At 67.5% G+C, this 18,861-nt stretch carries 21 protein-coding genes; 9 read left to right on the top strand and 12 right to left on the bottom strand.

What is annotated here, in order from left to right:
* Positions 1 to 2 precede the first annotated feature (2 nt).
* On the top strand, positions 3 to 425 hold the full coding sequence (locus K5L49_RS04495; protein WP_223690810.1) for a cytochrome c oxidase subunit 4: 423 nt from the start codon (positions 3 to 5) through the stop codon (positions 423 to 425).
* 67 nt (positions 426 to 492) lie between these two features.
* Here K5L49_RS04495 and K5L49_RS04490 read toward each other — a convergent pair whose 3' ends face one another.
* From K5L49_RS04490 to ctaE, 5 genes are all read right to left on the bottom strand, one after another.
* Complete coding sequence (locus K5L49_RS04490; RefSeq protein WP_223690809.1) at positions 493 to 1,323, bottom strand: putative RNA methyltransferase; 831 nt, start codon at positions 1,321 to 1,323, stop codon at positions 493 to 495.
* 67 nt (positions 1,324 to 1,390) lie between these two features.
* A complete protein-coding gene (qcrB, locus tag K5L49_RS04485; RefSeq protein ID WP_223690808.1) occupies positions 1,391 to 3,010 on the bottom strand; it encodes a cytochrome bc1 complex cytochrome b subunit in 1,620 nt (539 codons plus the stop codon).
* Positions 3,007 to 4,080, bottom strand: coding sequence for a cytochrome bc1 complex Rieske iron-sulfur subunit (gene qcrA / locus K5L49_RS04480; RefSeq protein ID WP_223690807.1), 1,074 nt, complete (start codon positions 4,078 to 4,080; stop codon positions 3,007 to 3,009). Before qcrA ends, qcrB begins: the two co-directional genes overlap by 4 nt.
* Positions 4,081 to 4,119: 39 nt before the next feature.
* Positions 4,120 to 4,938, bottom strand: a complete 819-nt coding sequence (gene qcrC / locus K5L49_RS04475) for a cytochrome bc1 complex diheme cytochrome c subunit (RefSeq protein WP_223690806.1) — start codon at positions 4,936 to 4,938, stop codon at positions 4,120 to 4,122.
* Between the two features lie 24 nt (positions 4,939 to 4,962).
* Positions 4,963 to 5,601 (bottom strand): aa3-type cytochrome oxidase subunit III, encoded by a 639-nt coding sequence (gene ctaE / locus K5L49_RS04470; RefSeq protein ID WP_223690805.1) that lies wholly within the window; start codon positions 5,599 to 5,601, stop codon positions 4,963 to 4,965.
* Positions 5,602 to 5,734: 133 nt separating this feature from the next.
* On the opposite strand from ctaE, the gene trpD reads away from it, so the two are divergent.
* The 7 genes from trpD (at position 5,735) to K5L49_RS04435 (ending at position 13,015) form a co-directional block, all read left to right on the top strand.
* On the top strand, positions 5,735 to 6,784 hold the full coding sequence (trpD, locus tag K5L49_RS04465) for an anthranilate phosphoribosyltransferase (RefSeq protein WP_223690804.1): 1,050 nt from the start codon (positions 5,735 to 5,737) through the stop codon (positions 6,782 to 6,784).
* Between the two features lie 23 nt (positions 6,785 to 6,807).
* On the top strand, positions 6,808 to 7,809 hold the full coding sequence (dhaK, locus tag K5L49_RS04460) for a dihydroxyacetone kinase subunit DhaK (RefSeq protein WP_223690803.1): 1,002 nt from the start codon (positions 6,808 to 6,810) through the stop codon (positions 7,807 to 7,809).
* Positions 7,810 to 7,853: 44 nt separating this feature from the next.
* Entirely contained in the window at positions 7,854 to 8,492 is a 639-nt protein-coding gene (dhaL, locus tag K5L49_RS04455) for a dihydroxyacetone kinase subunit DhaL (RefSeq protein WP_223690802.1), read from the top strand.
* Positions 8,485 to 9,186 (top strand): dihydroxyacetone kinase phosphoryl donor subunit DhaM, encoded by a 702-nt coding sequence (dhaM, locus tag K5L49_RS04450; RefSeq protein WP_223690801.1) that lies wholly within the window; start codon positions 8,485 to 8,487, stop codon positions 9,184 to 9,186. The genes dhaL and dhaM overlap by 8 nt, the downstream gene beginning before the upstream one ends.
* A 165-nt stretch (positions 9,187 to 9,351) precedes the next feature.
* A complete protein-coding gene (locus K5L49_RS04445) occupies positions 9,352 to 11,058 on the top strand; it encodes an MFS transporter (protein ID WP_223690800.1) in 1,707 nt (568 codons plus the stop codon).
* Between the two features lie 3 nt (positions 11,059 to 11,061).
* Positions 11,062 to 12,582 carry a leucyl aminopeptidase gene (locus K5L49_RS04440; RefSeq protein ID WP_223690799.1) on the top strand — a complete coding sequence of 507 codons (1,521 nt, stop codon included), beginning with the start codon at positions 11,062 to 11,064 and terminating at the stop codon, positions 12,580 to 12,582.
* Between the two features lie 25 nt (positions 12,583 to 12,607).
* A complete protein-coding gene (locus K5L49_RS04435; protein WP_223690798.1) occupies positions 12,608 to 13,015 on the top strand; it encodes a phage holin family protein in 408 nt (135 codons plus the stop codon).
* A gap of 25 nt (positions 13,016 to 13,040) precedes the next feature.
* On the opposite strand, the gene K5L49_RS04430 is transcribed toward K5L49_RS04435, so the two are convergent.
* Genes K5L49_RS04430 through K5L49_RS04415 form a run of 5 tightly spaced genes read right to left on the bottom strand, consistent with a single transcriptional unit; the run spans position 13,041 to position 16,815 of the window.
* A complete protein-coding gene (locus K5L49_RS04430; protein ID WP_223690797.1) occupies positions 13,041 to 13,514 on the bottom strand; it encodes a MarR family winged helix-turn-helix transcriptional regulator in 474 nt (157 codons plus the stop codon).
* A complete protein-coding gene (locus tag K5L49_RS19990) occupies positions 13,511 to 14,404 on the bottom strand; it encodes an MFS transporter (protein ID WP_308116511.1) in 894 nt (297 codons plus the stop codon). The genes K5L49_RS04430 and K5L49_RS19990 overlap by 4 nt, the downstream gene beginning before the upstream one ends.
* Positions 14,405 to 14,415: 11 nt before the next feature.
* The gene (locus K5L49_RS19985; RefSeq protein WP_308116510.1) at positions 14,416 to 14,982 is read right to left on the bottom strand and encodes an MFS transporter; all 567 of its coding nucleotides are present in this window, start codon (positions 14,980 to 14,982) and stop codon (positions 14,416 to 14,418) included.
* Positions 14,983 to 15,013: 31 nt separating this feature from the next.
* A complete protein-coding gene (locus K5L49_RS04420; protein WP_223690796.1) occupies positions 15,014 to 15,520 on the bottom strand; it encodes a GNAT family N-acetyltransferase in 507 nt (168 codons plus the stop codon).
* Positions 15,517 to 16,815, bottom strand: coding sequence for an aminotransferase class I/II-fold pyridoxal phosphate-dependent enzyme (locus K5L49_RS04415; RefSeq protein WP_223690795.1), 1,299 nt, complete (start codon positions 16,813 to 16,815; stop codon positions 15,517 to 15,519). Before K5L49_RS04415 ends, K5L49_RS04420 begins: the two co-directional genes overlap by 4 nt.
* A 66-nt stretch (positions 16,816 to 16,881) precedes the next feature.
* Between K5L49_RS04415 and K5L49_RS04410 the strand changes: the two genes are divergently transcribed.
* A complete protein-coding gene (locus tag K5L49_RS04410; protein WP_223690794.1) occupies positions 16,882 to 17,529 on the top strand; it encodes a DUF1345 domain-containing protein in 648 nt (215 codons plus the stop codon).
* A 7-nt stretch (positions 17,530 to 17,536) separates the two neighbouring features.
* Here the strand turns inward: K5L49_RS04410 and K5L49_RS04405 are convergent, their stop codons facing one another.
* Together K5L49_RS04405 and K5L49_RS04400 are read right to left on the bottom strand one after the other, a co-directional pair.
* On the bottom strand, positions 17,537 to 18,028 hold the full coding sequence (locus K5L49_RS04405) for a dihydrofolate reductase (protein WP_223690793.1): 492 nt from the start codon (positions 18,026 to 18,028) through the stop codon (positions 17,537 to 17,539).
* The gene (locus tag K5L49_RS04400) at positions 18,025 to 18,834 is read right to left on the bottom strand and encodes a thymidylate synthase (protein WP_223690792.1); all 810 of its coding nucleotides are present in this window, start codon (positions 18,832 to 18,834) and stop codon (positions 18,025 to 18,027) included. Before K5L49_RS04400 ends, K5L49_RS04405 begins: the two co-directional genes overlap by 4 nt.
* Positions 18,835 to 18,861: the final 27 nt, after the last annotated feature.

Here is an 18,861-nt window from a genome sequence, read left to right as displayed (position 1 = left end):
CCATGAGAGCAAACGCCATCCTCTTCTGGATCCTCGCGATCTTCTTCCTCCTGTCGGCTGCGGTCTACACTCTGTGGAGCCTGCTCGACCCGATGCACATGAAGGTGGAATGGGTCGGAACGGTCGCGCTCACGCTGAGCGCGATCCTCGCCGGATTCATCGCCTTCTATGTCGGCCGCTCGCACGCCTCGCAGGGCGGTGAGCTCCCGGAGGACCGCCTCGACGCCAACATCGACGACGGCGATCCCGAACTCGGTCACTTCAGCCCGTGGAGCTGGTGGCCGGTCTCGCTGGCCTTCGCCGCTGGTCTGGTGATGGTCGGCCTCGCGGTGGGGTTCTGGCTCTGCTTCATCGGCGTGGCCTTCGCCCTGATCTGCCTGGTCGGCTGGACCTACGAGTACTACCGCGGATACTTCGCCCGCTGAGGCACCGCAACGAAGAAGAGCGCCACTCCCCGCTTCGGGGGGTGGCGCTCTTCTTCGTTCCCTGCTGCTAGGCGGCCGCGGCTTGGAAGACCAGCACGTCGACCGAGACGGTGGCGCTCGTAGCCGAAACCGAGGTGTCCATCGCGTGATGCGCGGAGGGCCCCATCGCCACCAGGGCGCTCCGAATTGCCGTATCAAGCCAGAGCTGGTGTGTGAGGTGTTCTCGCTCCAGAAGGCTGAACAGAGGCTGTGCAGACACGATCACGTCTTCCGCCTTGTCGGCCGGGACGTCGAGCATGCCACCGTCGGCCCTCAGCTCGATGAGATGGTCGGGCCGAGGGACCACGACGACCAGACGTCCGTCGCGGCGCAGAATGCGGTGGAACTCGGGGAGGTTTCGGGGAGCGAACACGTCGAGCACCGTGTCGCAGCATCCGGTGCGCACGGGGAGGGGTCGCCAGGTGTCGGCGACGACGCCGACGATCGAGGGCGAGGATCGGACGGCGCGGGCGACAGCGGCGGGGGAGAGGTCGAGGGCGAGTCCGCGGGATCCGAGATGCGCGCCCATCGTCGCGCGGAGGTAGTAGCCGGTTCCGGCGCCGGCATCGACGATGCGCTGTCCTCGTGCGGCGGAGGCGATAGCCGCGGCAACGGGGGCGAACACGCCCCCCTCCAGCACGGTGTCGCGAGCGTCGAGCATCGCCGTGCTATCTCCGATGAACTTCGTGCCACCCGGCAGGAGGGTGACATAGCCCCGCTTGTTGACGTCGAAGCGGTGCCCTGTGGTGCACCCCAGGGCGAGACGCTCCACGGCTTCGAGCGGCTCGGCGCACACCGGGCAGCGAAGCCACGAGGCAAGGGTGTCGGGCTCGGCGCTCGGGGGAGGTGGGACGGTCATCCTGGTCCTTTCACGCCAAAGCGCCGGCACGCAGATGCGTACCGGCGCTTTCGCAGCGGCTGCTCGATCAGTGGTGGCCGTGGCCGGATTCGAGTTCGCCCTTGGTCGGGGGCAGGATGCGGTCTTCGAAGAACCAGCGAGAGATCCCCGCCCGCAAGCGGTTGCCGAAGGTGATCTTGCCCTTGCTGTTCGGACGGAGCATCAGCGGTTCATAGGTGTCGAAACTCACCAGTCGCCAGCGCTCGTACTCGTCGAGCTGCTCATGCACCTCGATGAACTCGCCACCCGGGAGCTTCACGATGCGGCCGGACTCGTAGCCGTGCAAGGCGATGCTGCGGTCCTTCTTCTGCAGCGCGATACAGATGCGCTTGGTGAGGAAGTACGCGATGAACGGCCCGATGATGACGATCGCCTGGATGGAGTGGATCACACCCTCCATCGTCAGCTTGAAGTGCGTGGCGATGATGTCCGAGCTCGCCGCCGACCAGAGACCGGCGTAGAACGTGACCCCCGCCGCACCGATCGCGGTGCGTGTGGCCGCATTGCGCGGACGGTCCAGGATGTGGTGCTCGCGCTTGTCGCCGGTGATCCAACCCTCGATGAAGGGGTAGAACATCACCGTGACGATGAACGCACCGAGCACGACGAGTGGAACGATGATGTTGAACGACCAGGTGCGGTCGAGCCAGACGAACTCCCAGCCCGGCGGGATCAGACGCAGAGCGCCGTCGGCGAAGCCGATGTACCAGTCGGGTTGTGTGCCGGCGGAGACCGGTGAGGGGTCGTACGGACCATAGTTCCAGATCGGGTTGATGGTGAACAGCGACGCGATGAGCGCGAGGACACCGAACACGATGAAGAAAAAGCCACCGGCCTTCGCGGCGTACACCGGCAGGACCGGGTAGCCGACGACGTTGGCCTGGGTGCGGCCCGGGGCGGCGTACTGCGTGTGCTTGTGGATCACCACGAACATCAGGTGTAGTGCGATGAAGGCGAGCACCAGCGCCGGTAGCAACAGGATGTGCAGGGTGTAGAGACGCCCGACGATCGCCGTTCCCGGGAACTCGCCGCCGAAGATCAGGAACGAGGTCCACGTTCCGATCACCGGGATGCCCTTGACCATGCCGTCGATGATGCGGAGGCCGTTGCCCGAGAGCAGGTCGTCCGGGAGGGAGTATCCCGTGAAGCCTTCGGCCATCGCCAGAATGAACAGCACGAAGCCGATCACCCAGTTCAGCTCGCGCGGCTTGCGGAAGGCGCCGGTGAAGAAGATGCGCAGCATGTGCAGGCCGATGGCCGCGACGAAGAGCAGCGCCGCCCAGTGGTGGATCTGCCGCATGAGCAGACCGCCGCGGATCTCGAACGAGATGTTGAGCGTGCTCGACATGGCCGCCGACATCTCCACGCCCTTGAGGGGGACGTAGGAGCCGTGGTAAACGACCTCGGCCATCGATGCCTGGAAGAAGAACGTCAGGAACGTTCCCGTGAGCAGGATGACGATGAAGCTGTAGAGCGCGACCTCACCGAGCAGGAACGACCAGTGGTCGGGGAAGATCTTGCGACCGAACTCCTTGACGGCGCCCGAGATGCTCGTGCGGTCTTCGATATAGTTCGCGGCGGCGGCGGTGAAGCCGCCCTTCTTGACCTCGGCGGGTGCCGCGGGAGGCGCGGCGGTTGTGGTACTCAATGACGCTCCCAGAAGCTCGGGCCGACAGGCTCGGTGAAGTCGCTGCGCGCGACGAGGTAGCCTTCGGCATCCACGGTGATCGGCAGCTGCGGCAGCGGACGCTTTGCAGGACCGAAGATGACCTCGGCCTCGTGCGTGATGTCGAACTGCGACTGGTGGCACGGGCACAGGAGGTGGTGGGTCTGCTGTTCGTAGAGCGCCACCGGGCATCCGACGTGCGTGCAGATCTTGGAATAGGCGACGATGCCGTCGTAGTTCCAGTTCTCGCGGCCCTTGGAGACGTGGAGGTCTTCCGGCTTGAGGCGCATGAGCAGAACGGCGGCCTTCGCTTTCTCCTCGAGACGGTCTTCCTTCTCGTTGAGCCCCTCCGGAATCACGTGGAACGCGGATCCCAGGGTGACGTCGGACGCCTTGATCGGCGTGCCGGACGGGTCACGGGTGAGCCGGGTGCCCTTCGCCCACATGGTGTGCGACAGCAGGACGACCGGGTCGGCGTTCTCGGGCGCGAGGCCGCGGAACAGGACGACGGCGGGCAGCGGGAACGCGATCAGTGCGCCGATGAGGCTGTTCCGAACCAGAGTGCGACGGCTGAAGCCCGACTCTTCGTCGGCCTGCCGGAAGATCTCGACGGCGCGCTCGGTGGAGCTCTCCGAACCACGCACGGGGTGGCGGAGGTCGACGCCCTCCTTCTCGTGCATGAGTGCCTTGCCCCAGTGCACGGCGCCGATGCCGATGGCGAGCAGCGCCAGGGCGATGCCGAGACCGATGAACAGGTTGTTCAGGCGGACCGAACCGGGGTCGTTGTCGTTGATGGGGAACGCCATGTAGGCGGCGACGGCCCAGACGCTTCCGACGATCGAGAGGTAGAACAGCGTGTAGACCGTTCGCTCGGCCCGGCGCTCTTTCTTCGGGTCGAGGTCGGTGACCCGCGGACGGTGCGGCGGGAACCCGGGGTTCTCGACCGTGTCGCGGATGATCACCGCCGTTCCCGGATCGCCTGTCCGGTGGACGTCGACGGCTGACGAGCTGGCAGTGGTCAGCTCGTGACCGCTGTTATCGTCCTGTGCCATTGTTCTCCTTCATACGCTGTGCCATGTCTCAAGTACCGTCTAGTTCGATTTCGCCGTGATCCACACGGTCAGCGCGACGATGGCACCGAGACCGAAGATCCACAGGAACAGACCCTCGGCCACCGGGCCGAGCGATCCGAGCTCGAAACCACCCGGCGACGGGTTGTTCTGGATGTACTTGAGGTACGTGATGATGTCTGCCTTGCCTTGCGGCGAGATGTTCATGTCGTTGAACACCGGCATGTTCTGCGGGCCGGTGATCATGGCCTCATAGATGTGTGCGGCGCTGACACCGTTGAGCGAGGGAGCGTACTTGCCTTCGGTCAGCGCGCCACCGGCGCCGGCGACGTTGTGGCACATGGCGCAGTTGACGCGGAAGAGTTCGCCGCCCGTTGCGGCGTTGCCGTCGCCGTTCAGCCACTTCTGTTCGGGGATCGAGGGGCCGGGGGCCAGCGAGGCGACGTAGTCGGCGAGGGCCTTGATCTGCGCGTCTGTGAACTGGACGGGCTTCTCCGGGGCCTGCGGGCCCTGCATGGCCATCGGCATACGGCCGGTGCCGACCTGGAAGTCGACCGCGGCGGCGCCGACGCCGATCAGGCTCGGCCCGTTCGTCGTTCCGGCGGCCTGGAGGCCGTGGCAGGTGGCGCAGTTCGACTGGAAGAGCTTCTTGCCCTGGTCGACGGATTCTTGCGTCGACGCGGCGGACTGCGGTTCGGCCGAGGCGGTCGACGTGTTGAACGCCGCGTAGGCGCCGCCGGTGAGGCCGAGGCCGATCGCGATCAGAGCGACCGTGGCGAGAGGGTGACGACGTCCGCCCTTGCGGGGGGACTTCGTCGTGGTGCGTGTATTCGCGCGCATGGTAGTGAGGTCTGCTCCTGATTCCTATTTGAGAACGTAGATGACCAGGAAGAGCCCGATCCAGACGACGTCGACGAAGTGCCAGTAGTACGAGACGACGATCGCGCTCGTCGCCTCTTTATGGCCGAAGGTCTTCACAGCGAAGGCTCGACCGATGACGAGAAGGAAGGCGATGAGGCCGCCCGTGACGTGGAGACCGTGGAATCCGGTGGTGAGGTAGAACGCCGAACCGTAGGCGTTGGAGCTCAGCGAGATGCCCTCGGAGACGAGCGTGGCGTACTCGAGGATCTGGCCGGAGACGAAGATCGCGCCGAGCGCGTATGTGAGTGTGAACCACTCGACCATTCCCCATTTGCGCGGGCTCCAGCCCGTGGCGCGCGGCTGGAGCCGCTCCGCCGCGAAGACGCCGGCCTGGCAGGTGAACGAACTCGACACAAGGATGATCGTGTTCGTGAGGGAGTACGGAACGTTCAAGTGCGCGGTCTCCGCTGCCCAGAGTCCGGGGGACGTGGAGCGGAGGGTGAAGTAGATCGCGAAGAGACCCGCGAAGAACATGACCTCACTGCCCAGCCAGACAATGGTGCCGACGGCCACCACATTGGGCCGGTTGATGGAAGGCGCACTCGCCGTAGGAGATATTGAGGTGCTCGTCACGGTAACCATTATGGCTGAAAAGAAGCCGTGGTTTTCTCATCCGACAGGCCGGAATGCGGTATTTGTCGGGTAAGGCTGCCCTTAGTCGCGACTTTTACCCCGTCGGAACGCAGCGAGCGCGCGGGCTCAGTAGGATCGCACTATGTCGGAAATGCAGTCCTGGTCGTCGATTCTCACCGCATTGCTGGAGCGGGAGGATCTGAGTGTCGCCGACGCGGCATGGGCGATGGACCAGGTCATGACCGGAGAGGCCACCCAGGCTCAGCTCGCGGCGTTCCTCATCGCCCTGCGCGCCAAGGGCGAGACGGTGGACGAGATCGTCGGTTTCCGCGACGCGATCCTCGACCACGCTGTTCCCCTGCCCGTGGACCCGATGGCGCTCGACATCGTCGGAACCGGGGGGGACCGGTTCGGCACCGTGAACATCTCGACCACCGCATCCATCGTCGCGGCGGCCACGGGCGTACCCGTGATCAAGCACGGCAATCGCGCCGCGAGCTCCTCGTCGGGCTCCTCGGATGTCTTGGCCGAGCTCGGCATCGACCTCGCCCTTCCACCCGAGAAGGTGGCGGAGGTGCTTCAGCGGGCCGGGATCACCTTCGCGTTCGCCTCGGCGTTCCACCCGGGATTCGCCAACGCCGCCCCGGTGCGCGCCCAGCTCGGCGTTCCGACCGTCTTCAACTACCTCGGACCGCTCTGCAACCCCGCGCGCCCGGAGGCCTCGGCCGTCGGCGTGGCGACGCTCGACCGGGTGCCGCTGTTCGTCGGCGTCTTCCAAACGCGGGGCGCGACCGCTCTCGTCTTCCGGGGTGACGATGGGCTCGACGAGCTCTCCACCACCGGTCACAGCCACGTCTGGGAGGTCTCCCGCGGGCTGGTCACCGAGCACGACATCGATCCGCGCGACCTCGGCATCCCGCGCGCGAAGATGGACGATCTGCTCGGAAAGGACGCCGCGTACAACGCGAGCGTCGTGCGTGCCGTGCTGGCGGGCGAAGAAGGTCCCGTGCGCGACATCGTGTTACTCAACGCGGCGGCCGGACTCGTGGCATACGAGCTCGCGTCCGACCCGTCGAGGGTTCAGGAAGCCATCCTGGATCGGTTCCGTTCGACAATGGCGGTCGCCGCCCAGGCGATCGACTCCGGGGCTGCGGCCGCGAAGCTCGATGAGTGGGTGGCGGCGACGCACTGACAGAAGTGAAAGGAAGGGTTTCGATGAAGAAGCTCATCAACGGCGTCACAGACGTCGTGAGCGAGTCTCTCGACGGGTTCGCCCGAGCTCATGCCGACATCGTCACGGTGTCGCATGATCCTGATTTCGTGTCGCGGGCCGATGGTCCGGTGCCGGGCAAAGTCGGCCTCGTCAGCGGAGGTGGCAGCGGTCACGAACCCCTGCATGCCGGTTTCGTCGGTCGGGGGATGCTCGACGCCGCCGTTCCCGGGCCGGTGTTCACCTCGCCGACGCCGATGCCGATCGTCGAGGCCACCAAGGCCGCCGATGGCGGCGCGGGCGTGCTGCACATCGTGAAGAACTACACCGGCGACGTGCTGAATTTCGAGACGGCCGCCGATCTCGTGGCAGCCGAGGGCATCAGCGTGCGCTCCGTCGTGACGAATGACGACGTCGCCGTGCAGGATTCGCTCTACACGGCCGGTCGGCGCGGGGTGGCGGGAACGGTGCTGGTGGAGAAGATCGCGGGCGCGGCGGCCGATCGCGGCGATGACCTCGATGCGGTGACCGCGGTGGCGGAGAAGGTCAACGCCAATGTGCGTTCGATGGGTCTGGCGCTCACTGCCGGAACCGTGCCGCACGCCGGTGAGCCGGGATTCGACATCGGCGACGACGAGGTCGAGTTCGGTGTGGGCATCCACGGCGAACCGGGTCGTGAGCGGATCAAACTGGAACCGGTCGACCAGCTTGTCGACCGATTGATGGCCGCGATCCTCGACGATCTGCCCTTCGCCTCGGGGGACACCGTGCTGCTCTTCGTCAACGGCATGGGAGGCACGCCGCTGTCGGAGCTCTACATCGTGTTCCGGCGCGCGGCGGAGATTCTCGATGAGCGCGGCATCATCCTCGGCCGGTCGCTGGTCGGCAGCCTGGTGACCTCGCTGGAGATGCAGGGCGCGTCGATCTCCGTGCTGAAACTGGATGACGAGCTCACGGCCCTCTGGGACGCGCCCGTTCACACCGCCGCACTGCGGTGGGGTCTCTGAACACCCGGTAGCCCCGGGAACATCGAACAACGGGAGGACGGCGGATGACGCTGAACACGACTTGGGTCACGGCCTGGATGGCGGCGGCGGCGGATGTCGTCGCCCGCAACAAGCACGATCTCAACACCCTCGACCGCGAGATCGGCGACGGAGACCACGGCGAGAACATGGACCGTGGTCTCCGGGCCGTGGTCGACGCCCTCGGTGGGCTCCCCGTGGATGCGACACCGAACGCCGCGCTCCGATCGGTGGCGATGACGCTGATCTCGACAGTGGGCGGCGCATCCGGACCGCTCTACGGCACAGCCTTCCTCAAGGCGGCTGAGCCGGTCGGGGACGCGGCCGAGCTCGACGCGGCGACGGTCGTGGCGATGCTCACCGCCGCCCGCGACGGGATCGTGTCGCGGGGCAAGGCCGCCGTCGGCGACAAGACGATGATCGATGCCTGGACGCCGGCCGTCGACGCCGCGGCCGCCGCGCTGGAGGCGGGGGCGGACCCGATCGAGGTGCTGCGCGAGGCGGCTGATGCGGCCGAAGCCGGCGCGGTGGCGACCGAACCGCTTGTGGCGCACAAGGGTCGCGCGAGCTACCTGGGAGAGCGGGCGGTCGGACACCGGGATCCGGGAGCGCAGTCCACAGCCCTGATCCTTCGTGCCGCGGCGGAGGCGGCGGCCGATGACTGAGCGGGTCGGCATCGTCTTCGTCTCGCACAGTCGGCAGCTCGCCGACGGCGTCGTCGCCCTGGCCGGGCAGATGGCGCCGTCGGTGCGGCTGGTCGCAGCCGGAGGAACCGATGACGACGGCATCGGGACGAGTTTCACCAGGGTGAGCGCCGCAGTCGGCGAAGCGGAGTCGGGGGCCGGCGTGCTCGTCATCAGTGATCTCGGCTCGGCACTGCTGATCGCGGAAACTGTATTGGACACGCTGGCCGACGACGAGCGGACGAGGGTCGCCGTCGTCGACGTTCCGTTCGTGGAGGCGGGCGTCGCCGCCGCGGTCGAGGCCGAGGGTGGCGCGGAGCTGGCCGCGGTGGTCGCGGCGGCAGAGCGCGCACGCGAGGCCTGGGCCGATCTGCCGGCCGCCGTGCCGGCGCCGGTCGCGAGCGCGCCGGCGGATGCCGGACGGTACGTGCGCGAGGTCGTGCTGCGCAATAAGGACGGATTGCACGCCAGGCCGGCGGCCGACTTCGTGAAATTGGCGAACACGTTCGGTGTGAAGGTGACCGTGAACGGCAAAGACGCGAAGAGTCTGCTCGGCATCATGTCGCTCGGGCTCACCGCTGGAAAGACGGCGGAGATCGCGTCAGAGGACGCGGGGGGCGCCGAGGCGGTCGACGCCCTCGCCGAGTTGGTGGAGAGCGGCTTCGGGGAGGCCTGATCGCCGGTGCGTGCGGAGTGTCTGCCGACGTGACCGGACTACATACTGAATACAGGCAATGACAGATCGGCTGGGAGCCACCAGAATGAGAATCACCCCAGCCGGGGAACAACAGAACAGGGCGCGGGCCATCCCACGGTGATCCGCGTCGAGAGGGGCTGGGCTATGAGCTCGCAATCGACCGCTGTCACTGAACTCACCGCCAAGACGTCGTGGCTGCCGCTGATCGTCGTCGTCCTCACCCAGATCCAGGCGTCGTTCGCCGTCAACACCCTCACGGTGTCGATGGCCGGCATCACCTCCGATCTCGACACCCCGGCGACCTCGGTGGGCACCGCGATCACGGCCGGCACCTTCGCAATGGCCGCGTTCATCCTGCTCGGCGCCAAGTTGGGAGCCCGGTTCGGCACCCGTCGCGTGTTCCAGATCGCGGTCGTGATCCACGGTCTCTCGATGGCGGCCGTGGCGCTCAGCACCTCGGCGACGATGCTGTTCATCGCCCAGGCGGCCTCCGGCGCGGTCATCGCCCTCATCGCTCCGGCGCTGACGGTGTTCATCGCCACGAACTACCACGGACAACAGCAGGCACGGGCGATCGGACTCCTCGCCGCTGCGATCCCGGCAGCGGGCGTCCTGGCCCTACTCATCGCCGGGTCGTTCGCTTCGACGATCGGCTGGCGCTGGTCGTTCTGGCTGATCGTCGCGCTCGCGGCCATAAACCTGCTCCTGAGCTTCCGGTTCAAATCGATCGCCCCGCAACGCGACCTCGTCATCGACTGGACGGGCGCCGTGCTGGCGGCCGTCTCGATCATCCTGCTCAGTTTCGGCTTCAGCGGGCTCGAGCCGTGGGGACTGGTGCTCGCGACCGACGGTGCGCCGTTCTCCATTCTGGGGCTCTCGCCCGCGCCTGTGCTGGTGATCCTCGGCCTCGTCGTGGGTCAGCTGTTCTTCGTCTGGATCCGGCGGAGGCAGGCGCAGAAGAAGTCGCGAATCTTCGACCTGCGTGTGCTCGCCACCGGCTCGGAGCGCGCAGTGACCATCTGCATGGGAACGATGCTCTTCGTGGGCACGGCGGCCAACTTCCTCATTCCGCTCTACATCCAGGTGGTGCAGGGGCGCACGAGCTTCGAGACCTCGATCGCCGTCATCCCGTACACGCTCTCGATCTTCGTGGCGAGCACATTCGTCGCCAGCCTCTACAAGCGGTTCCCGCCGCGGGTGCTGGCGCGGTTCGGCTTCATCGTCGTGGCGGTCGGCCTGATCATCCTCGCGTTCAGCGTGCGAAACGAGTGGGAGCAGTTCGTCGTCGTGGTCGGCCTCATCGTCCTCGGCCTGGGTCAGGGGTCGATCGTGGCGCTGGTGTTCAACACGCTGCTCTCCGCCGCCCCCAAGAAGCTCGCCGGAGACGTCGGAGCCTGGCGCGGACTCGTACACAACCTCTCGGGGAGCGTCGGCATCGCCGTGGCGAGCGTCTTCGCGGTGGGCGTGCTCGGCGGGCTCATCGCCAGTAGCATCGCCGACCATCCGGAGCTGCCGCCGGCGCTCGTCTCACAGGTGAACCTCGACAGCCCCAACTTCGTGACGAACGACCACCTCAAGGGTGTGCTCTCGACGACGACGGATGCGACCCAACGGCAGATCGACGCTGCCGTCGCTGTGAACGAGGATGCGCGGCTGCGTGCACTCAACATCTCGCTGCTCGCCCTGGCCGCCGTCTCGCTGCTCGCGATCATCCCCGCCGGCCGCATGCCCGGTCACCGCGACGGAGACCTTCCCGAACAGCTCGAACCGTCCGATCCGGACGACATCGATGAACCTTTCGTCGCCGAGGGCGACACTCTGACGACCATCGCAACCGCTGACAAGGACTGACCAATGGCATCCCTCTCCTCTCGATTGATCCCGGCGGACTTCACGCCGGCCCCCTCGCTCCTCCCGGAACGCGTGATCGATTTCGACGCAGTGACGGCGTTCTCTCCAGATCTCGACGCGATCGGCTTCGCGGTCACGACCGACGGTGAAGTGGATGCCGCGCTCGGCCTCGACCGCGCGGCGCTCGCGCGCGCAGGGTTCGAGGGCAAACCCGGACAGAGCCTGCTGATTGCGACGGTGGACGGTCCTGTGGTGTTCGCCGTCGGTGCGGGTGCGGCGGGTGAGCTGACCGCCGATACGGTGCGCGACATCGCGGCCACGTTCGCCCGCGCGGCGTCTTCGCACGCGCGCATCGGGTTGAGCCTCAGCGTGGTCGGGGCGGTCGCCCCGGAGTCGGTCGGCCAGGTTGTCGCCGAAGGAACGCTGCTGGCGCGATACCGGTACAGCGAGCTCAAATCCGAACCGAAGGTCACGGCGCTGACCGCGGTGGAACTGCGGGTGGAAGGTGCGGAGACCTCGGGTGTCACGGCTGGAATTCCCCGCGGTGTCGTCGCGGCCCGGTCGGCGAACCTCGCCCGCGATCTGGCGAACACTCCGCCCGGATATCTGACCGCGACCGATTTCGCCGATCTCGCGCTCTCCCTCGCCGAGACCTTTGGACTCGATGTCGAGGTCTTCGACAAGCAGCAGCTGATCGATCTCGGCTGCGGCGGACTGCTGGGCGTGAACGCGGGCAGCGCCGAGGAACCGCGGATGATCAAGATCGGCTACACGCCGAACGGCGAACCGACCGGGCACGTCGCGCTGGTCGGCAAAGGCATCATGTACGACTCGGGCGGCATCAGCCTCAAACCGTCTGACCCGATGCACCTGGCGATGAAGATGGACATGGGCGGAGCGGCCGCCGTCTTCGCGGCCCTCACCGCGCTGCGCGACCTCTCCAGCACGACGGCGGTCACGGCATTCCTGATGTGCACCGACAATATGCCGTCGGGTTCGGCCTACAAGCTCGGCGATGTGCTCACCGCGCGGGGTGGAACGACCGTGGAAGTGAAGAACACGGATGCCGAGGGCCGCCTCGTCATGATGGACGGCCTCGCTCTCGCCGTCGAGGAGCAGCCGGACGCGATCGTCGACATCGCCACGCTGACCGGCGCCGCGCTGGTCTCTCTCGGCCCGGCGACCGCTGCCCTGTTCGGCAACGACCAGGCTCTCGTGGAGCAGGCGAAGGCCGCCTCGGCGGCCACCGACGAACAGCTCTGGCAGCTTCCGCTCGAGAAGAAGTACCGCAAGCAGCTCGACTCCGACGTGGCCGACCTCTCGAACCTGGGCGGCCCGTACGCCGGGGCGACGACCGCAGCGCTGTTCCTCAACGAGTTCGTCGCCGGACTGCCCTGGGCGCACATCGACATCGCCGGCACCATGCAGTCCGCGGCCGACGACTCCTGGCGATCGAAGGGGGCGACCGGTTTCGGCGCCCGCCTGCTGATCGATTTCCTGCTCGGCTTCCGCCGGGTGCGCTGACGACCGCAGAAAAGGGTTCACGATCATGGTGCGTTTTCTGATCCGAGCGGCGATCTTCCTCGTCTCGGCCGCTCTCGGTCTGCTCGTGGCCGCCTGGCTGCTCCCCACGTTCCAGCTGAGTTGGGGAGGTGCGCTGGTGTCGATCGTGCTGTTCGCGATCCTGCAGAGCGTGCTCTCCCCGTTCATCGCGAAGCTGGCGGCGCGCAACGCGCCGGCTTTCCTCGGCGGCATCGGTCTCGTCTCGACGTTCCTCGCGCTGCTCGTCGCTACGCTCTTCACCGGCGGGCTGAACATCTCGGGTTGGCAGACCTGGGTGTTGGCGACCATCGTGGTGTGGCTTGTGACCGCGCTGTGCTCCTTCTTCCTGCCGATGATCTTCCTGCGCGAGAAGGTGAAACGCGTTCGCGGATCCCGCGGTACACCTCTCGTCTGAGGGCGCGGCTCCGTCGCCGGCGGGCTCAGTCGGGCGGTTCGGGCGCCGCCGCCACCCGTTCCAGCAACCCGCGCAGGAGGGCGAGGTCGGTGTCGCCGAGCGCGCGCACCCCCGGCGGCGCCGGCTTGCGGATGGACTGCGCTCGAGCGAGCATCGCCTCGCCCGCTTCGGTGAGCGACACCAGGCGGACGCGGCCGTCATCGGGGTGTGCGCTGCGCACCACGAGCCCGCGGCGCACGAGTTCGTTGACCGCGACCGTCGCCGCCGGAGCATCGGTGAGGGCCGCCTCCGCCAGTGCCTTCTGCGTGAGCGGCCCGTCTTTCAGCAGTCGCAACACTTTGACGCGGCTGAACGGGATGCCGAGTTCCGCCCCGACCGCGCGCCGCCAATCGACGCGGCTCTCATGAACCAGCGTCGTCATCAGCGCCCAGACCTCGTCGGCCTCCGTCGTCATTCGGCCCGTCGTCATTCGGCCCGTCGTCAGTCGGCCCGTCGTCATGGGGTGACCTTCGCCGTCGCCCCGGTGGGTGTCCTCTCATCGAGCAGGTGGTGGACGGTCTCGACCGTGCGGTGCGCCCAGGGGCTCGTCGAGACGAAGCCGATCGCTACGATCGCGAGCCCAGCCGCAACGACGACCCACCAGAGCGGATGCGTCGCGACTGCGAACGAGGAACCGATCGCGTTCGCCGCGCCCACGCCGGTCACCGTTCCGGCGAGCGCCACCCCGAGGGAGACACCGACCTGTCGACTGGTGGAGGCCAGACCGGCGGCGACGCCCGATTGCGACAGCGGCATGCCGGAGACGGCTGTGGTGGTGATCGGGGCGTTGATCATGCCGAAACCGAGGCCGAAGAGGATGTACGAGACGACGAGCACTGCATCCGGGGTGTGCACGGTGAGCACGGTCATGGTCAGGCCGCTCGCGGCGAGCATGATGCCGCTGATGACGAGGGAGGGCCGCGTGCCGAAGCGCCCCACGAGCCTGCCGGAGAGCAGCGAGCATACGAGGGTGGCCAGCGCCAGCGGGAGCATGTAGATGCCGGTCTGCAAAGCGGAGAGCCCGCGCACGTCTTGGAGGTAGAGCGCGTTGACGAAGAGGAAGGCGCCATAGGAGGCGAAGCCGAGTACGGCCGTGATCGTGGCGGAGCTGAACGGGACGCTGCGGAAGAATCGCAGATCGATGAACGGCACGGCCGTGCGCCGTTCGTGCCAGATGAGAACGCCGACGGCGACGACGACGAGGGCGAAGAGGCCGAGGATGAACGGGGAACCCCACCCTGATTGCGGTGCCTCGATCAATGCGTAGACGAGCGCGACCAGCGCGATGATGACGAGGGCCTGCCCGAGGGGATCGAATCGTCGGGACCGGGCGGCACGGGATTCTGGCACGAACACCGCCGTCAGCACGATCGCGGCGATGCCCCGACGGGGATGTTCACCCAGAACACCGCCCGCCAGCCGACGCTTTCGGTGAGAGTCCCTCCGACGAGGGGTCCGAACGCCATCGAGACGCCGACGACGGCACCCCAGACGCCGACCGCCCGAGCGCGCTGTCTGCGGTCGGTGAAGGTGTTGGTGATGATCGACATCGCAACCGGGTTGAGCATCGATCCGCCGAGCCCCTGCAGGACACGGGCGGCCACGAGGAACTCGATGGTCGGCGCGAGACTGCACAGCAGCGAACCGAGACTGAAGACGACGAGCCCGATCTGGAACACGCGTCGCCGGCCGAACCGGTCGGCGGTCGAGCCGGAGAGAAGGAGGAAGCTCGCCAGTGCGAGCGTGTACGCATCGACCGTCCATTGGAGCCCGGAGACCGAGGTGGCGAGGTCGGCGCGGATCGAGGGGAGGGCGACGTTGACGATCGTCGCGTCCATCGACACGATCAGCAGGCTCAGGCAGCAGATGGCGAGGATGAGACCGGGGGACCGACGCCGGACCGGAGTCGATGAAAAGGTTGTAGACACACAACTAGTGTGGGTGCGTTCCCGTCCGCTGTCAAAGAACGAGCGGGCGAGCGAACTCGAGCTCCCGTGCGGACGTGTCGAGCGGATACGGCACCGTGACACCGGTCGGCTCGAATCCGTGACGGCGGTAGTAACGGATGGCCGGCTCATTGTGCTCGTGCACCTCGAGGAGCAGCCGGTCGCTCTGGGTGCGGGCCCAGTCGATGACCAGGGCGAGCAGCGCATCCGCCACCCCGTTCGCCCGCCCGCGGTAGGCCGGGGTGACGTACACACCGACCAGGATCGGATCGGGTGTGCGCTGCGAGCGGAACCCGCCCATGGTGCCGATCCAGCGCCCGTCGCGGTCCACCGCTCCGAAGAGCCGGCTTCCGGGGAGCCGGTTGGCCGCACGCGAACGCCAATGCTCCTCGGAGTGGCGGAGAGCATCCCCGGTGGTCTCCAGGAACGCCATCGGGGTGTCGTCCAGCATCTCCAGACGCAGGGCGCGGTAGGCCGCCCAATCATCTTCGACGCTGGCGCGAGCCTGCCAGAGCGTCATCGGGCAGCGAGCAGAGTCTCCGCCTCGGCGAGCAGGATGGCGGTGCACAGCCCGTCGAGGGCGGTGCGGAGCTCGTCGAGCGGCGGGAAGGTCGGGGCGATGCGGATGTTGGCATCGCGCGGGTCGTCGCCGTACGGGAAGGTCGCACCGGCGGGCGTGACCGCGATCCCGGCCTCTGCCGCGAGCTGCACGGCGCGCTTCGCGGAGCCGTCGAGCACGTCGAGACTGACGAAGTATCCGCCCTTCGGGTCGGTCCAGACGCCGGCGCCATAGGGGGCGAGACGACGGGTGAGTGCCTCCGACACAGCAGCGAACTTGGGTTCCAGGATGGCGCGGTGCCGCTCCATGTGCGCGGCGAGCCCCGCCTGGTCGCGCAGGAGGCGCATGTGACGCAGTTGGTTGAGCTTGTCCGGTCCGATGCTCTGCACTGCCATATTGCGCACGATCCAGTCGACGTTGGCCGGAGAGCCGCCGACGAACGCGACGCCCGCGCCCGGGAACGTGACCTTCGATGTCGAGGCGAAGACGAGCGGGCGATCGGGGTTTCCGGCCTCGGCGGCCAGCGTGAGCACGTCGATCGGCTGTGGCCGGTCGTCGCTCAGATGGTGCACGGCGTAGGCATTGTCCCAGAACAGCCGGAAGTCGGCTGCGGCCGGAAGGGAGACGAGGGCGCGCACGACCTCTTCGCTGTAGACGGCGCCGCTCGGGTTCGAGTAGACCGGTACGCACCACATGCCTTTGATGCTGTCGTCGGTCGCCAGCAGGGCGGCGACGGCCTCCACATCCGGACCCTCATCGGTGAGGGGGACGGGGATCAGCCGGATGCCGTAGCGCTCGGCGATCGAGAAGTGCCGGTCGTAGCCGGGGACCGGCGCAATGAAACTGATCGGACCGCTGCCCCACGGGCGGTTGCCGCCCGGAACCCCGTGCAGGAGGGCCTGCACGATCGTGTCGTGCATGATCGTGAGGCTCGCATTGCCGAGGGCGAGCAGCTGCGCCGGCGGAACGCGGAGGGCATCGGCGAAGATGGCCCGCAGCTCCGGCAGCCCGAGGGCGCCGCCGTAGTTGCGCAGATCAGTGCCGGCGGCGTCGCGGTACTCGCCATCGGGCAGGTGCAGCAGATCGTTCGAGAGGTCGAGCTGGTCGGACGACGGCTTGCCCCGGGTGAGATCCAGCTTCAGACCGGCGGCCTGCAGCTCGGCGTAGGCAGCGCGGAAGCCGTCGCGGGCCGTGCGGAGCGCCTCCGTGTCGAGGTCGGCGAGGGGGACAGCGGGGGAGGTGGCGGCGGAAGTCACGCTCCGATCGTAGCGGGACCGCTGCGTCGCAGCCACGTGGCGTCACGACTGTGACACCATCGCACTGTGAGTAGTCAGGCGGCACGGCGCAGAGGCCGATCGGGGTTGCGGATGGCGGTGGCGTTCGCCGTCGGGATCGTGGTGGCGGTGGTCACCGGGCTGGCCGGCGGCTGGGCGTATGCGGCGGCCACCGGATGGGCCGCCGCGTGCATCGTCTATATCCTCTGGGTGTGGATCGTGGTGTGGGGATTCGACGCCGCGGCGACGAAGAGCCACGCGACGCGGGAAGACCCGAGCCGGCGCGTCTCCGATCTGCTGCTGATCATCGCGAGCATCGCCGGTGTCGTCGCGATCGTCGTCATCCTGGTGGGGGCGCGGCAGCAGCACGGGCTGCAGCAGGTGGCGCTCGCCGTGCTGGCGGTGGCGAGCGTCGCGCTCTCCTGGTGTCTGGTGCACACGCTGTTCATGCTCCGCTACGCGCGGCTCTACTACCGCGGCACAGAGGGCGGGGTGGACTTCAACCAGAAGGAGCCGCCGCAGTACAGCGACTTCGCCTACCTCTCGTTCACTCTCGGCATGACGTTCCAGGTCTCGGACACCAACATCACCGACACGTTCATCCGGCGCACCGTCCTGCGGCACACCCTGCTGTCCTACCTCTTCGGGTCGGTCATCCTGGCGACCACGGTGAACCTGATCGCAGGCCTCACCTAGGGCGACGCTACCGTCGGTACGTCTCGAACCGGTAGCGCATCCCGGTACCGGCGGTGTGCCAGCCGTCGAACGGATCGGTGGCGGATACGCGCCAGTCGTCGTCGAGGCGGGGCGCCCAGGTGTCGCCCGCCACCGTTTCGTCGATCAGGGTGCGCTCGACGCGATCGGCCAGGGGGAGGGCGAGCCGGTACAGTTCGGAGCCGCCGATCACCCAAGTGGTCTCGCTCGGGGAACCGGCGACGGCCTCCTCGAGGGTGTGCGCGGTGGTCGCTCCCGGCGCCGACCAATCGGACTGCCGGGTGACGACGACGTTCGCCCGGTCGGGCAGCGGACGGAACCGCTCCGGCAGCGAATCCCAGGTCTTCCTGCCCATGATCACGGTGTCGGTGCCGGTGAGCTCGCGGAAGTGGGCCAGGTCTTCGCGCAGGTGCCAGGGCATCCGGCCGCCGGCACCGATGACGCCGCCCTGCGCCTCCGCCCAGATCAGGGCGAGGCTCATACCGCCACCGCCGCGCGGATGGCGGGGTGGTGCTGGTAGTCCTCGACCGCGAAGTCGTCGAAGGCGTAGTCGAAGATCGTCTCGGGCGTGCGGAGGATCCGCAGGGTCGGCGCCGGAAACGGCTGGCGACCGAGCTGCTCGGCGACCTGCTCGAGATGGTTGTCGTAGATGTGGCAGTCGCCGCCGGTCCAGACGAACTCACCGGGTTCCAGCCCGGCCTGCTGAGCCACCATGAGGGTCAGCAGCGCGTAACTGGCGATATTGAACGGCACACCGAGGAACATGTCGGCGCTGCGTTGGTAGAGCTGGCAGGAGAGCTTGCCGTCGGCCACGTAGAACTGGAAGAAAGCGTGGCACGGGGCGAGCGCCATCGCCGGGATGTCGGCGACGTTCCAGGCGGAGACGATGATGCGGCGCGAATCCGGGTCGCGGCGCAGCGTCTCCATCACCTGGGCGATCTGGTCGATGTGCGAGCCGTCCGGGGTGGGCCAGGAGCGCCACTGCACGCCGTACACCGGGCCGAGTTCGCCGTTCTCGTCGGCCCACTCGTCCCAGATCGTCACGCCGTTTTCACGCAGCCAGCCCACATTGCTGTCACCGCGGAGGAACCAGAGCAGTTCGTAGGCGATCGACTTGAAGTGCACGCGTTTCGTGGTGATGAGGGGGAACCCCTCCGCCAGATCGAAGCGCAGCTGGCGGCCGAACACGCTGCGCGTTCCGGTGCCGGTGCGATCGGACTTGTGGGTGCCGTTCGCGAGCACATCGCGCAGCAGGTCTTCGTAGGGGGTCGCAATCGTCTCGCTCATCGAGACGATGCTACGGCTCTCGCGGCC

The organism is Leifsonia poae, assembly GCF_020009625.1.
GTDB lineage: Bacteria > Actinomycetota > Actinomycetes > Actinomycetales > Microbacteriaceae > Leifsonia > Leifsonia poae_A.
This window is presented reverse-complemented; position numbering and strand designations above follow the sequence as displayed.